The organism is Algoriphagus aquimarinus, from assembly GCF_007997215.1.
GTDB lineage: Bacteria > Bacteroidota > Bacteroidia > Cytophagales > Cyclobacteriaceae > Algoriphagus > Algoriphagus aquimarinus_A.
In genome coordinates this window covers 65,083-78,246 of the sequence record NZ_VORW01000007.1, presented here as the reverse complement: position 1 = coordinate 78,246, position 13,164 = coordinate 65,083, and the positions used below count along the sequence as shown (strand labels likewise).

At 41.2% G+C, this 13,164-nt stretch carries 12 protein-coding genes; 5 read left to right on the top strand and 7 right to left on the bottom strand.

Features of this window, described 5'->3' with window-relative positions; translation table 11 throughout:
• Nucleotides 1-111 precede the first annotated feature (111 nt).
• Nucleotides 112-1,347, top strand: a complete 1,236-nt coding sequence (locus ESV85_RS12365; RefSeq protein ID WP_146918030.1) for a multidrug effflux MFS transporter — start codon at nt 112-114, stop codon at nt 1,345-1,347.
• 108 nt (nt 1,348-1,455) lie between these two features.
• Here the strand turns inward: ESV85_RS12365 and ESV85_RS12360 are convergent, their stop codons facing one another.
• The gene (locus ESV85_RS12360) at nt 1,456-2,880 is read right to left on the bottom strand and encodes a cellulase family glycosylhydrolase (RefSeq protein ID WP_146918028.1); all 1,425 of its coding nucleotides are present in this window, start codon (nt 2,878-2,880) and stop codon (nt 1,456-1,458) included.
• A gap of 183 nt (nt 2,881-3,063) precedes the next feature.
• Between ESV85_RS12360 and ESV85_RS12355 the strand changes: the two genes are divergently transcribed.
• The 4 genes from ESV85_RS12355 to ESV85_RS12340 all read left to right on the top strand — a co-directional run bounded on the left by ESV85_RS12355 (nt 3,064) and on the right by ESV85_RS12340 (nt 5,487).
• Nucleotides 3,064-3,930: a cation diffusion facilitator family transporter gene (locus ESV85_RS12355; RefSeq protein ID WP_146918026.1), complete on the top strand. Its 867-nt coding sequence runs from the start codon at nt 3,064-3,066 to the stop codon at nt 3,928-3,930.
• A 124-nt stretch (nt 3,931-4,054) separates the two neighbouring features.
• Entirely contained in the window at nt 4,055-4,351 is a 297-nt protein-coding gene (locus ESV85_RS12350; protein WP_146918024.1) for a hypothetical protein, read from the top strand.
• Nucleotides 4,352-4,474: 123 nt separating this feature from the next.
• A complete protein-coding gene (locus ESV85_RS12345) occupies nt 4,475-4,927 on the top strand; it encodes an aminotransferase (protein ID WP_191321997.1) in 453 nt (150 codons plus the stop codon).
• A 140-nt stretch (nt 4,928-5,067) separates the two neighbouring features.
• Complete coding sequence (locus ESV85_RS12340; RefSeq protein WP_146918021.1) at nt 5,068-5,487, top strand: nuclear transport factor 2 family protein; 420 nt, start codon at nt 5,068-5,070, stop codon at nt 5,485-5,487.
• A gap of 1 nt (nt 5,488) precedes the next feature.
• Here ESV85_RS12340 and ESV85_RS12335 read toward each other — a convergent pair whose 3' ends face one another.
• From ESV85_RS12335 to ESV85_RS12310, 6 genes are all read right to left on the bottom strand, one after another.
• The gene (locus tag ESV85_RS12335) at nt 5,489-6,586 is read right to left on the bottom strand and encodes a bile acid:sodium symporter family protein (RefSeq protein ID WP_410488861.1); all 1,098 of its coding nucleotides are present in this window, start codon (nt 6,584-6,586) and stop codon (nt 5,489-5,491) included.
• A 90-nt stretch (nt 6,587-6,676) separates the two neighbouring features.
• Complete coding sequence (locus ESV85_RS12330; protein ID WP_146918019.1) at nt 6,677-8,161, bottom strand: mandelate racemase/muconate lactonizing enzyme family protein; 1,485 nt, start codon at nt 8,159-8,161, stop codon at nt 6,677-6,679.
• A gap of 54 nt (nt 8,162-8,215) precedes the next feature.
• Nucleotides 8,216-9,190, bottom strand: a complete 975-nt coding sequence (locus ESV85_RS12325; protein ID WP_223275990.1) for an RraA family protein — start codon at nt 9,188-9,190, stop codon at nt 8,216-8,218.
• A 63-nt stretch (nt 9,191-9,253) separates the two neighbouring features.
• Nucleotides 9,254-10,531 (bottom strand): mandelate racemase/muconate lactonizing enzyme family protein, encoded by a 1,278-nt coding sequence (locus tag ESV85_RS12320; protein WP_146918018.1) that lies wholly within the window; start codon nt 10,529-10,531, stop codon nt 9,254-9,256.
• Between the two features lie 114 nt (nt 10,532-10,645).
• Complete coding sequence (locus tag ESV85_RS12315) at nt 10,646-11,581, bottom strand: RraA family protein (protein ID WP_146918016.1); 936 nt, start codon at nt 11,579-11,581, stop codon at nt 10,646-10,648.
• A 60-nt stretch (nt 11,582-11,641) separates the two neighbouring features.
• Nucleotides 11,642-13,159 carry a SusD/RagB family nutrient-binding outer membrane lipoprotein gene (locus ESV85_RS12310; protein WP_146918014.1) on the bottom strand — a complete coding sequence of 506 codons (1,518 nt, stop codon included), beginning with the start codon at nt 13,157-13,159 and terminating at the stop codon, nt 11,642-11,644.
• Between the last annotated feature and the right edge of the window lie 5 nt (nt 13,160-13,164).

The following is a 13,164-nucleotide window of genomic DNA, read 5'->3' as shown; positions in this document are numbered from 1 at the left end:
AATACATTCTAAGCAAGCTTAATTATTTCACAAAAAAATAAGCTAATATTTACGAACTCATAAACAATCATGCCTGTTTACCCCAGATAGTCTGCGTAAAATATTTTTAGGGTGGGAAAGAAATACAGTAAAACGGAATACTTCAAAATTATCCTAGTACTAGGTGCTTTATGTACTATTAGTCCTTTTTCTATTGATATGTATCTTCCGGGTTTTCCTGAGATGGCAAGAGACCTGAATACGCCTATTTCAAATATTCAGCTTTCACTTACTGCCTATCTTGTTGGTATAGCCATAGGACAGTTATTCTACGGACCGCTATTAGATAAATATGGCCGTAAAAAGCCTCTCTATGCAGGTTTGGCTATCTACATCTTAGCATCCATAGGCTGTGCCATGTCTCAGTCTGTAGAGAATCTGATTTTCATGCGCTTCCTTCAGGCCATTGGTGGATGTGCTGGAATGGTGTCTGCTCAAGCTATTGTTCGGGATATTTTCCCTGTTAAGAAAATCGCGCAAGCAATGTCTTTGCTTGTTTTGGTGATAGCAGTTTCGCCTATGATCGCTCCTACTTTAGGTGGATTTGTGACAGCAGCTTATGATTGGCACTGGGTATTTATTATTCTAGCTGCTTTAACAGCCATTATTTGGATCGCTACAGTAGTTGTGCTACCTGCTGGAGCTCTGCCAGACAAGGAAGTATCTCTTAAACCAAAACAGGTTTGGAAAGGCTACATTAAGGTTCTTGAGAATCGGCAGTTCTTAGTTTACATGCTCGCAGGAGGAATTGCCGGCGCGGCACCATTTGCCTACATCGCAAGTTCGGCAGATGTGTTTATGAACATTTATGGATTGACAGAGCATCAATTCGGTTGGCTTTTTGCAATTCTGGCATTTGCTATGATCGGCTCTACTCAGCTGAATCACATTTTGCTTCGCAAATACACGAGTCAGCAGATCATCAATTTCTCCATACACTATCAAAGTATAACTGCTCTTTTCTTGATATTGGGGGTATATTTTAATATATTCAATTTGTATTCACTGATAGGAATGATGTTCATTTTCCTAACAGCACATGGTTTGAATGGTCCAAATACAACAGCGCTAGCCATGGCACCATTCTCTAAGAATGCTGGATCTGCCTCTGCAATGTTAGGAAGTATGCGAATGGCAATTGGTAGTATAGTAACTGCCATCGTGAGTTTATTTCATGCGAGTTCAGCATTTCCAATGGCCGCAGGAATGGCAATATGTGCATTCGGAGGTTTTATAATATTGAAGACTGATCATCATATTCCTGGAACCATCAGTAGAAAAGAAAAAACCGAGGCATTCGCCTCTTAATACCTATTTAAGCCGAAAGCCGGAGTTCTTTATGAATTCCGGCTTTTTTTAATCCACTAAAAACTAGAAGTTTAAACATGCCTTTCAGTTTTTCATTTAAGAAAACATTTATTGCCCAGCACTGATAATCCCCTCAATCAAATCTGGATATAATAGACCTCCTGAGTTTCGATTAAAGAGTGCAGAACCATACTCTCCACCAAATCCATTATCCCAGTAAAATGGCACTACCCCATGTTCTTTGGCACATTTACTAATGTGGAGCAAGTAGTAATTCCGGTAAATATCATTGTCTTCAGCCTTTTTATCTGTAGCAGCATATTCTCCTAGCAGAACCGGAACACCTTTATCTATGAATTTGGTTTTAATCTTTTGGAATTGCCCGTCTGCATAGGATTCTCCTCCCCAGGAAGCTGTCTTAGAAAGGTCTGTAGCATGCTCGCCCCATTGGGTAATGACCTCATCTTCTTTAAGTGAAAACTCATACGGATCATAATAGTGTACTTCCACCATCAAGCGCCCTTCCGTATCATCCGTTGGCATATCAAAGAAATTCACTCCATGATCAATATTGGTATTGAAGGTCTGAACTACTAGATTTCTATAGGTATTTCGCCCACCAGTTGATCTCACAGCATCCACAAAAGTCTGATTAAAGGAATTCTGAACCTGATAGTATTCCGGCTTAGGAGTACTGTAATCTCCATCTACCATCACTTCGTTTGTTCCCGCAAACAGTAAGTGATCATCGTAATCCCGGAAATTTAGGGCGATCTGAATCCACATTTTCTCCAGTCTATTATTGACGTAGTTTTGCTGCGCAAAAGTCGGCTGCATCCAACCCTCATCCCAGTGAATATTCATGACTACATACATATCATTGTCTATCACATAGTCCACGACCTCTTGTACCCGAGCCATCCAAACAGGTTCAATTTCGAACGTTTCAGCTTTGGTGAATTTGCTCCAGGCTACAGGAATTCTTACGGATTTAAAGCCAGCTGCTTTGATGAGCCCGATAAGCTCTTTGGTGGTTTTCGGATTGCCCCAAGCTGTTTCCCCTCCTATTGCCTCCAGTGAATTCCCCAAATTCCAACCTATCCCCATTTCATTTGCCAATTCCAGATTAGAAATATCCCTCATACCTGTCGCGTCGGAAGGAATATAATAAGAAGGAAGTGACGGAGCTTTTGCATCCTGCTTTACAGAAATCAGCTGTACAACTGTCCCTGCTATAACTTTCACATTTACTTCTCTAGCTTCCATCAATTCGTTTGAGGAAGCTTTTAAAGTAATCTGGGTGTTTCCTGTTCCTGCCATAGGGGTTACTTCAAGCCAGGATGATGCAGCCTCGATAGTCCAGGTAGAATTGCTCGTAATGGTAATAATTTGGCTACCACCTTCAGCTTCAAACTGAACAGAATTACTCGAAACTGTAAAAATGAGTGGATTTGGATCTTCAGTTTCCCCACAAGAGAAAATAGCTAATGCAGACAAAAGAAAGAAGCCTAGAAATCTAAAAGGGTTATTCATAGGGTTAGTTTTGCAGTTCTAAAAGTATTCAATCCGTTCCTACCAGAAGGGGTGTATATGTTAGGTAAAAGGGATTCATTTGTTACCTGGTATGAGAAAACGAGAAAGAATTCGTTGTAATCAGCTTTTACCTCAAAAAAAAGAATAATCCCTATTTTTGCCATTCTCCCTTTAGTTCAACCCATGAGCAACTCAAATCTTGCGATCAGAACAGTCATTTTCAGCATGCTGGGAAATGTTGTTTTGGCAGCAATCAAATTTCTAGCAGGCATATTTGGAAATTCCTATGCGCTGATCGCTGACGGAATAGAGTCTGTGGTTGATGTTTTTGCTTCAGTGCTAGTTCTCTTTGGATTGAAATATTCTTCACGACCTGCGGATGAGAATCATCCTTATGGTCATGGAAAAGCTGAACCTCTGATTACTTTTTTGGTAGTAGTATTTCTAATCATCTCTGCTGGTACTATCGCATGGCAAGCCTACGAGCACATCATCACTCCACATGAATTACCCAAACCTTTTACACTGATCGTCCTGGCAATTATTATTATCTGGAAGGAAATCTCTTTCCAAGTGGTCATGTCGCGAAGCAAAAAACTAAAAAGCAGCGCGCTAAAGGCGGAAGCTTGGCATCATCGTAGTGATGCAATTACGTCTGTCGCAGCGTTTATAGGAATCACAATTGCGATTTTTGGAGGAGAAGGATTTGAAGTAGCTGATGATTACGCAGCTCTTTTCGCAGTAGTTTTCATACTTTTCAATTGCTATAAAATATTTCGTCCAGCTCTGGGTGAAGTGATGGATGAAAACAACTACGAGGAGCTTACCGAGCAAATCCGACAGGTTTCCTTGACAGTTCCCGGAGTAAAAGGCACTGAAAAATGCTTTATTCGTAAAGCTGGAATGGAATATCATGTCGATTTACATGCACTGGTAGAAGGCCATCTTACAGTCACTGAAGGACACGACATTTCACATAAACTGAAGGATAAACTTTGCAAAGTGATCCCCGAACTTGGAAATGTATTGATTCATATCGAGCCTTATTAATTCGGAAAATCCCCCTCATAATCTGAGAAATAGTAATTCGATGAGTTAAATTTTGAGTGCTATTCATTAAAACTTTGGTTAACTTAAAAAGAATCAATTCTAGTACGTTAATCCCAAAAACACCATGAATATCCTAGAAAACTTATCCTTCGGCAATGAACGGCCCTCTGTATGTCCCATTCAGCGTACAGACAAAACAAACTATTTCGCAATTGGACTACTTCAAGACCAAATCCTAAAAAAACACACTGCAAATGGCCCTTCTCTACTTACTGTGGTCAAAGGGGAAATTGAATTTTTCATCAATGGCGAGACGATTCGTTTCAAAGAATTTGACACCTATGATATTCCTGTGATGGTAGAACATGAGGTAAAAGGTGTAAAAGAAAAGAATATTTTCACGATTGTTCAGGAGAAATAACGCCTAAACAGACTCTAAATTTTGATGTGACTTTCATGATATAGAAAACCTATTTTTACTTTACACAGTACATTCAGTTTGCAAAGTCCTAAACAAACCACTTTTAAAATTGAGTCAACTTCCTTGAAAGGGGATTTCAAAGTGAGTGAAAATGGAAGAAAAATACTGGAACTAAAATACAAGAATTGGTACTCTGGAATTGCAGAAACCTACCTAGATCGAGAAAAAATTCAACTTAAGCCTAAAAACTGGTGGTCGGGTAAAATTGAAATTTTCAAGGACAGCAGGAAAGTTGGCGAGATCACACACAATTCCAAACTTCATCTGAGCATCACCATAGAAAATAAAGACCAGATCGAAAAAACCTATGTTCTGAAAAGCTCTGGGAATTGGAAAATAAAATTTGAAGTCAGCTCTGATTCCGGAGAAAAGGTAATGATCCTAACTCCTGTCAATTCTTGGAAAAAACTAAACTTCGATGTACAAGTCCTTGACGAAAACTTGCCTCTAGAGGAATTAATGATCTATTCAGCTTATGCCTGCAAACTGTACTACGCCTACGTTTCTGGAGGATAAACTCTCCATATACTTTCGTTCAGAGCTAATCTATTCACTCTTTTTTGTATCTTAACACAGCTCATCAATCATACATATAAGCATCTGATTATGTGAGCAACAAGACTATTTTTAACAACAAAAAAACAACCCAAAAACCTATGAAAACCATTTTAACCTTAGCCCTTTTTCTCAGCGCTACTTTTGCTTTTGCACAAGCTGATAAAGATTTGGCATCCCAAGTAGAAAAACTTCGACTGGCATTAATAGACCCTACAGCAGCTACGCTAAGCGAGCTAAGTTCAGAGAAACTTACCTATGGACATTCAAGTGGAAAACTTGAAAACCAGACGCAGTTTATCGAAGCGTTAGTTAGTGGTGCTTCAGATTTTTCAAAAATGGCTTTTGAGAATCAGACGATCCAAGTAGAGAAAGACGTAGCTATTGTACGACATAATTTGGCAGCGGTCGTTCTGGATGGTGGAAATTCAAACTCAATTAAAATTGGTGTCATCCTGGTCTGGCAAAAAGAAAAGGGCCAGTGGAAATTACTGGCCCGTCAGGCATATAAGCTGCCTTAGATTATTGAGGAACTTTCTCCGGTTCTATCGGTTTTTTATGCCAATAAGAAGCTAGTATAGAACCACTTACATTCATAAACGGACCAAATACGGCAGGTGCTAAACCAACGGTTGCAATCTTCCCCATCTCCTTTGCAATACCAGAGGCTAGTCCTCCATTTTGCATTCCCACTTCGATGGCAATTGTTCTACAATCTTTTTCGTTGAGTCTAAATAATCTACTGGCCCAATAACCAAGTGTATAACCGGCAAGATTATGAATCACCACAAGAATAATCAGAAGAGGACCTATCTCAAGCAAGCTATCCCTTCCTGCAGCTACGATCACCACAAGGATCAATGCAATTGCAGCCATGGAAATAATTGGCATCAGATCATCCAGCCATTTGGCTTTTCCTTGTAGGAAATAATTAAAAATCAAACCTGCCCCTATTGGTATGATGACCATTTTCACAATACTAATCATCATGTCCATCACGTTGATTTCCACAAACTCTCCTGCAAGCCAACCCATCAATAAGGGAGTTACAAAAGGTGCCATTAAGGTAGTGACTGAGGTCACTGTAATAGAAAGCGCAAGATTTGCTTTGGCAAGATAGCTCATCACATTCGAAGCCATTCCACTTGGAGAACAACCGATCAAAATAATCCCAGCGGCAATTTCAGGTGGAAAACCACTCATGCTGGCGAGTGCAAATCCTATAAAAGGCATGATGGAAAATTGGCAGAGCACTCCAATCAATACACCTTTGGGCATTTTGACTACTCCAAGGAAATCTTTAATGCTCATGGAGGTTCCCATTCCAAACATGATTACCTGAATTAATGGGACGATCAGCGCACTGAACTTGAAGCCCTCGTACTCGACGAAATATTGAGGGAAATAAAGAGCTAAAGCCACTGATCCAAAGATCATCATAGAGTAAGCATATCCTTTTAATTTGGGCTTCCCTAAAAAAGCGATAGCACAGATGAAGAAGAACCCTATCCAAAACAGGCCAGCATTTGCAATACCTGAAAAGAGACTTGTTGCCAGTGCGGCTACGAACAAAATGCCTGTGACTATTGAAAGTATTTTTAAAGTTTTTGGATTCAAAATGACGGAATTTTGGGTGAACTCATAAGAAATTACCCGGGAACCAGTTTTTCAACTAGTTCCCGGGTCTATCAATAGGTAAAATAGGTATTATTAACTATACGTTCTATCGTGCGAACGCTTATCATTCCACATATCGGTAGGAGCAAAATACGACTTGTCGGATGGATGAAGATGTGCTTTCACTACTTCCTCATTCAATTCGATTCCCAAGCCTGGAGCGTCCAAAGGAACTGGCGCATATCCTTTATCTATCATTTTGCCTCCGCCAGTCATAGTGACTAAATCTTCCCACCATGGCACATCTACTGAGTGATGCTCAAGTGCGAGGAAATTCTGGGTTGCCGCTGCGCAATGCACATTTGCCATAAATGAAACCGGAGTTCCGGCTTGGTGCATCGCCATAGCAATTCCTTTTTCTTCTGCATAATCGGCTATTCTTTTTGTTTCCAAAAGTCCTCCTGATGAAGCTAAATCTGGATGAATTATATCCACCGCATGATTATCAATCAAGTCTTTGAAATACTCAAGTAAGTAAATATCCTCGCCCGTCGTGGTAGGTGTATTCAGTGAATCTGTGATTGTCTTGTGCTGTTGCCACAATTGCCATGGAACCATATCTTCCAACCACGCCAAACGGTATTTATCAAGCGCCTGTCCTAGGCGGATACAGTTATTCAAATCAAAGTGACCATAGTGATCTGTAGATAAAGGAATATCATAGCCGACCATCCCACGTACATGATCCACGATTTTTGCAAGTTCGTCTAGTCCCTTCTCGGTGATTTGCACTCCTGTGAAAGGGTGAGCAGTGTTACCATAAGACATATAACCACCTGACCACTGACTTTTTCCACCTTTGAAGATTTCGGGATTCACTATACATCCAGGAATATCCATTATCTCGCCGATAGAAACATCCATTTTCAACCAAGTATAACCCTGTTCTTCTGTTCTATACTTGATCAACTTCATCTGCTCTTCCGGAGAACTCGCCTCTGGAGTATCAGCATAAAGTCTCACAGTATCGCGGTAGCGACCGCCAAGTAACTGCCATGCAGGTACATTATAAGCTTTGCCACAAAGATCCCAAAGTGCCATTTCTACTCCGCAAACACCACCGGCTTGACGAGACTGACCACCAAACTGTTTGATGATTTTAAAAATCTTCTCCACGTTACATGGATTTTCGCCCAGAATACGACTTTTCAGCATGAGGGCATATTTAGGATCTGCACCATCCCGAACTTCACCCAAACCATATATACCTTGATTGGTGTCGATACGGAGGATAGCTGTTCCGCCCATTACATTGGTATGGGCATAGCGTAAATCCGTAATCTTAAGATCTGAAGGAGCGGAAGCCCTGCGCACATTCTTAGTGGTTTCGGCCATGGTATCTTCGATCCCAAGTCCCATTAGTGCTGTCAAACTCAACCCTCCGAGTGCAGTTTTCTTTAAAAAATCTCTTCTATTGTCTTTTGTAAAAGGGCTATCGATTTCAGCTTGCCGCTGGAAAGTGTATGCACGTTCCTGTTCCTTATTCTTTTGAATGAGGGTTTGTAAGGTGTTTTTCATCTTGATTAGGTTTATTGGGTTATTGAGTATTTTCGATTTTAAAGAAAATTGGAATTAGTAATTCCGCTCTTTGAGGTAATTATCCAGTTCAGCTTTAGTCATAGGGAGTTTTCCCGGATAATTATTCAGCCAATCCAAAAAGTCCTTTTTGATTTCTTCTGTCCATTGGCTATCAATCTGCCCGGCGAGATATTTACCTTCTCTTAGTCTTTGGTGCCCAAATTCATCCCGTAATCCTGTTACCTCTGAGGTCAATACAAGCTCTTCTACCAAGTATGCTGGAATGAAAATCACGCCGTATTTTTTCGCTAAAACCACATCCCCAGGGAGAACTGTAGCGCGACCTACACGAATCGGAGTATTGATGGACGTGAGCATCATTTGCTGTATGTAGGATGGATCTTGCCCTTTCATCCAAGCATTGAAGCCTTCAATCTCAGAGAGTCCTTCCTGATCTCGGACGGATCCGTTGAAAATCACACCTCGCTGAGATTTAGCATAGATGGCATTTCCAAGATTATCCCCGATTAGTGTTCCATCCACTATTTTCCCATAGCCATCTGCTACATACACATCACCATTGGTGAGAATATCGATTGGCCACGAGTTCGTGCCGCCTTTAGGAGATCTACCCTCTTTTTCAACGCCTTGGTCTTTGACCTGCTTCTCCAAGTCCGGTCTCAGCGGCATGTATTGAGCAGTAACCACACGGCCAGTCATAGCTTCGTCGGGAAGCATAATTTGCCAATCGCCTTCGTATTGGTTTTGATAACCTTTGTTACGCAATACTCCCCAGGCCTCTTCAATGGAAATATTCTTCAGTCGTTCTAAAATGGAGTCTGAAACTTTAGGCCTTCCATCAGGGAATCGCTCTCCTTTCCATTCTGAAGTGAGTGCTTTGATATATTCAGAAGAAGCTCCGACGTTCTGAGCATTAACTTCGGCTTTGGGCAATAGTAATAGCCCTGAAAAAGCAAGTATCCAAAGTGAGGCCTTTATGCCTTTAATGGGTGAGATAATAGAGTTCATTAGTATTGAGGGTTTAATATTTTATAATCATTTATCAATTCAATATTTCAAACCAATCGCTGGTTACTCAAAAAATGGAATTCCTGGGACTGCATGTTTTTTCATTCCTTCCTCATTGATTTCCACACCAATTCCAGGTTTTTCTGAAAGAGTGATGAAGCTGTTTTCAGTCTTTGGTCCATCATAAGTCACAATATCCTTCCAGAGGTCATCTTTGTCCATATAAATCTGCCATTCCATAATCTGGAAATTGGGCACTGAAGCACACACATGACAACTCGCCATAGCTCCTAGAAAAGAGGCGACCATATGTGGAGAAAAAGGCACATAATACAGATTTGCCAAGTTGGCAATACGCTGACCTTCACCAAGCCCACCTGCTTTTTGGAGATCTGGCATTATGATGTTTAAAGCTCCATCAGACAATAGCTTCGTGAAACCATAAGCCAGGTAAATATTTTCACCTGCGCAAATCGGAGTGCTTGTCTCCTGAGTGATATGCTTATAAACCTCAGGATTGTCAGCAGGAACAGGTTCTTCCAGCCACATGAGGTTAAGTGGCTCATACATTTTGGCCATTTTCATACCTGTGATTGCGTCGTACCGACCATGCATATCCACACAGACATCGATATTTGGCCCCACGGTTTCTCTCACTGCCGCAATAGCATTGTACATTCTATCAATCTCAGCAGGACTTGCAGTCCAGTTGAAGCGATCATACTTATTAGGATCTCTACCGTCATCCACGTCGAATTTCACCGCATTATAGCCGCGGGAAACAGCATCTTTTGCCGCAGCTGCATAGTCGTCCGGCGTTGGGTTAGTAGAAGTATAAAGTGCTGTATCGCAATAGACGCGGATTTTATCCCGGTATTTTCCACCTAACAATTGATAAACTGGTACTCCAAAAACTTTCCCGGTAATATCCCAAAGTGCTGTCTCAATCGCTGTCAATACAGCCACAAAAACCCCAGACTGAGCACCACCAAAAAAAGCTCCTTTTCGGATTTGCTCAGCCAGCCGATTAGGATTGAGAGGACTTTGGCCTCTGATCTGCTCACCCAATTTTTTAACTAAAAAATAGGAGCCTTGTATCGCGTCCACTGCTTCTCCACAGCCCCAGACGTCCTGATTCGTATAGATTTTTACATATACTGCTCCTCTTACAAAACCACATTTTACATCAGTGATCTTGAGATCGGCAGGGTTAGAATAGGGATTCTGATTAAGTACCGCGGCATTTAATCCTTGTCCAAAAGTGGCTAGTATACCGGCGCCAGTTAAGCCTGCTGCGGCTCCTTTCTGTAGAAAGGATCTTCTTGAATTCTTGGTTTTCATGTGTTTATAAAATGTTTTTTAGGCCACATGGAATCTCGCATTTACTATAATTATCCCTCTGTGTGACAGTTACGGCATGCTCGATTTCATAGGTTTTAAGGGTTGTAGTTAGGGTTACCAAGTTCTGTTTTTCAGAATTTCTTGAATTTGCTCTTTTGCTATAGGAAGCTCGTCTATATGAGCAGTGAGCCATAGGGAAAAATCCTTTTCTATCTCATCGGACCATCTCGTATCAATTTGGCCAGCAGTGTAGGTTCCTTCTCTTAATCGCTGATGTCCAAACATGTCTCTGAGACGAACGACCTCAGAAGTCGTTACCACTTTTTCCGCCAAATGAGCTGGAATAAAAGACACTGCTCCATCCCTCCCAAGCACGACATCTCCAGCCATCACAGTAACTTGATGGATTCTGGTAGGCTTGTTTATCCCAATCAGCATAGTATTTAGGTCACCTTGCTGATTGTGGTGAGAAGGGTGATAACTCGAAACAAACGAAGTGAATGATCCTATTTCCTTTAGCCCAACAATATCTCGCACAGCACCATCATACACGATCCCATTTCCGGATTTTGCATAAATAGCGTTACCTACATTGTCTCCTATGGTGGGTCCTCCATTGTGAAGACTAAACTGGTCTACCACATATACATCGCCCTGTTGGAGAATATCCACCGGCCAAGAGTTCTGGCCCCTTTTCCCTTCTTTCTTTCCCCGCTCATCAATCGCATCATGGATATCCGGTCTACCTGGCATAAAAGTCGCCGTCACTGCTCTTCCTATCAAAATGCTGTCTGGATTGATCATTAAGCCCCAGCCGTCAGCATATTGATATTTGTAGCCTGCATTTTTCATAACAGCCCAAGCTTCGTCGTGTGTCACTTCTTTCATTCGTCGAAGTATATCGTCAGAAACTTTTGGCCGTCCATCTTCAAAGCGCTCTCCTTTCCACGCCTGGGTGAGAAAGAGCATTTCTTCTTTGGATATCTGCTGAGCGAAAGATTCTATCCCAAAAAAGAATAGAAACAATAGGGTTATATAGATTTTGTTCATTTTTGAATATAACTAAAATTAAAAAAACCGAGTCTGGATTTTCCAGACTCGGTTATATTTCTATTTGTCCCACCACACTTTAGTAGCCAGATTGTCTGCCCCTTGAACTGAAATAGCTGCTTGAACATTTTCAGAGTTCACTGAAATCTCAGAGTTTGGATAAGTCAATCGATTAATGAATTCAACTTCCTTACCTGGGAAAGGATTGGAAGTCAAGAGAGGATATCCAGCTCTACGGAAATTGGCGAAGGCCTCAGGACCATTCATAAAGGATGATACCCAATATTGTGTATTGATCATTTCCAATGCCTTTGAAGCGTCAAATGGATTTGCAGCCAAATATGCATCAGCAGCGGCTGGAGCTATGGAAGATGCGGCATCTACCGTACCCAACTGCTCCATATGAGCTTTTACTCCTGCTATATAATAGTCTTCCACCGTTCCTACGGTAATCCAACCTCTTTGTCTAGCCTCAGCCAAAAGAAGGTTGTTTTGAGAAGCTGTCACCAGAAAGTTTGGTGCTGTATTTTTAGCGAGTCTTCTTCTGTCAGCTTGTGCAAATTCATAAAAACTAGATAATCCTGCATCTGAAGCTGCTTTTACAGCTCCTACATTATCGTTGCCCATAGGCATTCCCTTATGTACACTGGCATCATATGTCCCGCTGGCAGCTGTTTGCTCAGGACCGGATTTGGCCCCAACATAAGTGACAGCTATTGCGGACAGGCGCGGATCGTTTTTGCTTCGCAAATAATCTACAAATGGCTTAGTCAAATAGAAATTTGAAGCTTCAGTAGAGTTCAACAAGTTCCCTATAGTGTTAGTATAGTTTGCGTCATGTGCAATTTTTGCATTGTCTGAGTTGGAAAGAATTACTCCACCTTGGAATGCTGCCTGAACTACTTGCTGAGCTTTTGTAGGGTTTACTTCACTCAATCTCATCCCAGCTCTAAGCAATAAGGAGTTCCCAAAGCTTTTCCACTTATTCAAATTCCCACCATACAAAATATCCGCACTTTCTACTTTCCCTGAGAGATTCAGCGCAGCTGTAGCTTCAGTTAATTCCTTGATGATATCTGTATAAATAGCTTCCTGAGAATCATAAGTTGGGAAGAATATCTGCTGTGAATAGCCTATGCCTCCTTCAAAATAAGGAATACTTCCATAGTCATCAGTCAAAACCATAAAGGCAAATGCCTGAATAATCCGTGTCATATTAAGCAGGTTAGCTCTGCTCGGATCGTCTTGAACTTGACTTATTACATCTCTGGTGTTCTTGATGACATTCCGGTAGTAGCTCTGCCAAAGTTCTTGAGTAGCAGCTCTATTATCTTGATTGTAATTTGCTCCGGTAAGTACTCCTGAGTTTGGTGAAACAATTTGCTGAACTATTCCTATGTCATAAATCAAAGTACCATTTGGATAAGCGCAGCCAACTATCGCTGCATTCATTTGAAACGCTGGGTCAATAGCTGTAGCGCTAACCTTATTGGTATTTAGCTGGTCAAAATTATTGTCGCATGATGATGAGTACATCAAAATGGACACTAAGAATATATAATTAATGATCTTTTTCATATCTG

Coding starts and splice junctions, on each gene's coding strand:
- ESV85_RS12360 (WP_146918028.1), bottom strand. CDS start 2,880: ATGAATAACCCTTTTAGATTTCTAGGCTTCTTTCTTTTGTCTGCATTA.
- ESV85_RS12355 (WP_146918026.1), top strand. CDS start 3,064: ATGAGCAACTCAAATCTTGCGATCAGAACAGTCATTTTCAGCATGCTG.
- ESV85_RS12350 (WP_146918024.1), top strand. CDS start 4,055: ATGAATATCCTAGAAAACTTATCCTTCGGCAATGAACGGCCCTCTGTA.
- ESV85_RS12340 (WP_146918021.1), top strand. CDS start 5,068: ATGAAAACCATTTTAACCTTAGCCCTTTTTCTCAGCGCTACTTTTGCT.
- ESV85_RS12330 (WP_146918019.1), bottom strand. CDS start 8,161: ATGAAAAACACCTTACAAACCCTCATTCAAAAGAATAAGGAACAGGAA.
- ESV85_RS12325 (WP_223275990.1), bottom strand. CDS start 9,190: ATGAACTCTATTATCTCACCCATTAAAGGCATAAAGGCCTCACTTTGG.
- ESV85_RS12320 (WP_146918018.1), bottom strand. CDS start 10,531: ATGAAAACCAAGAATTCAAGAAGATCCTTTCTACAGAAAGGAGCCGCA.
- ESV85_RS12315 (WP_146918016.1), bottom strand. CDS start 11,581: ATGAACAAAATCTATATAACCCTATTGTTTCTATTCTTTTTTGGGATA.
- ESV85_RS12310 (WP_146918014.1), bottom strand. CDS start 13,159: ATGAAAAAGATCATTAATTATATATTCTTAGTGTCCATTTTGATGTAC.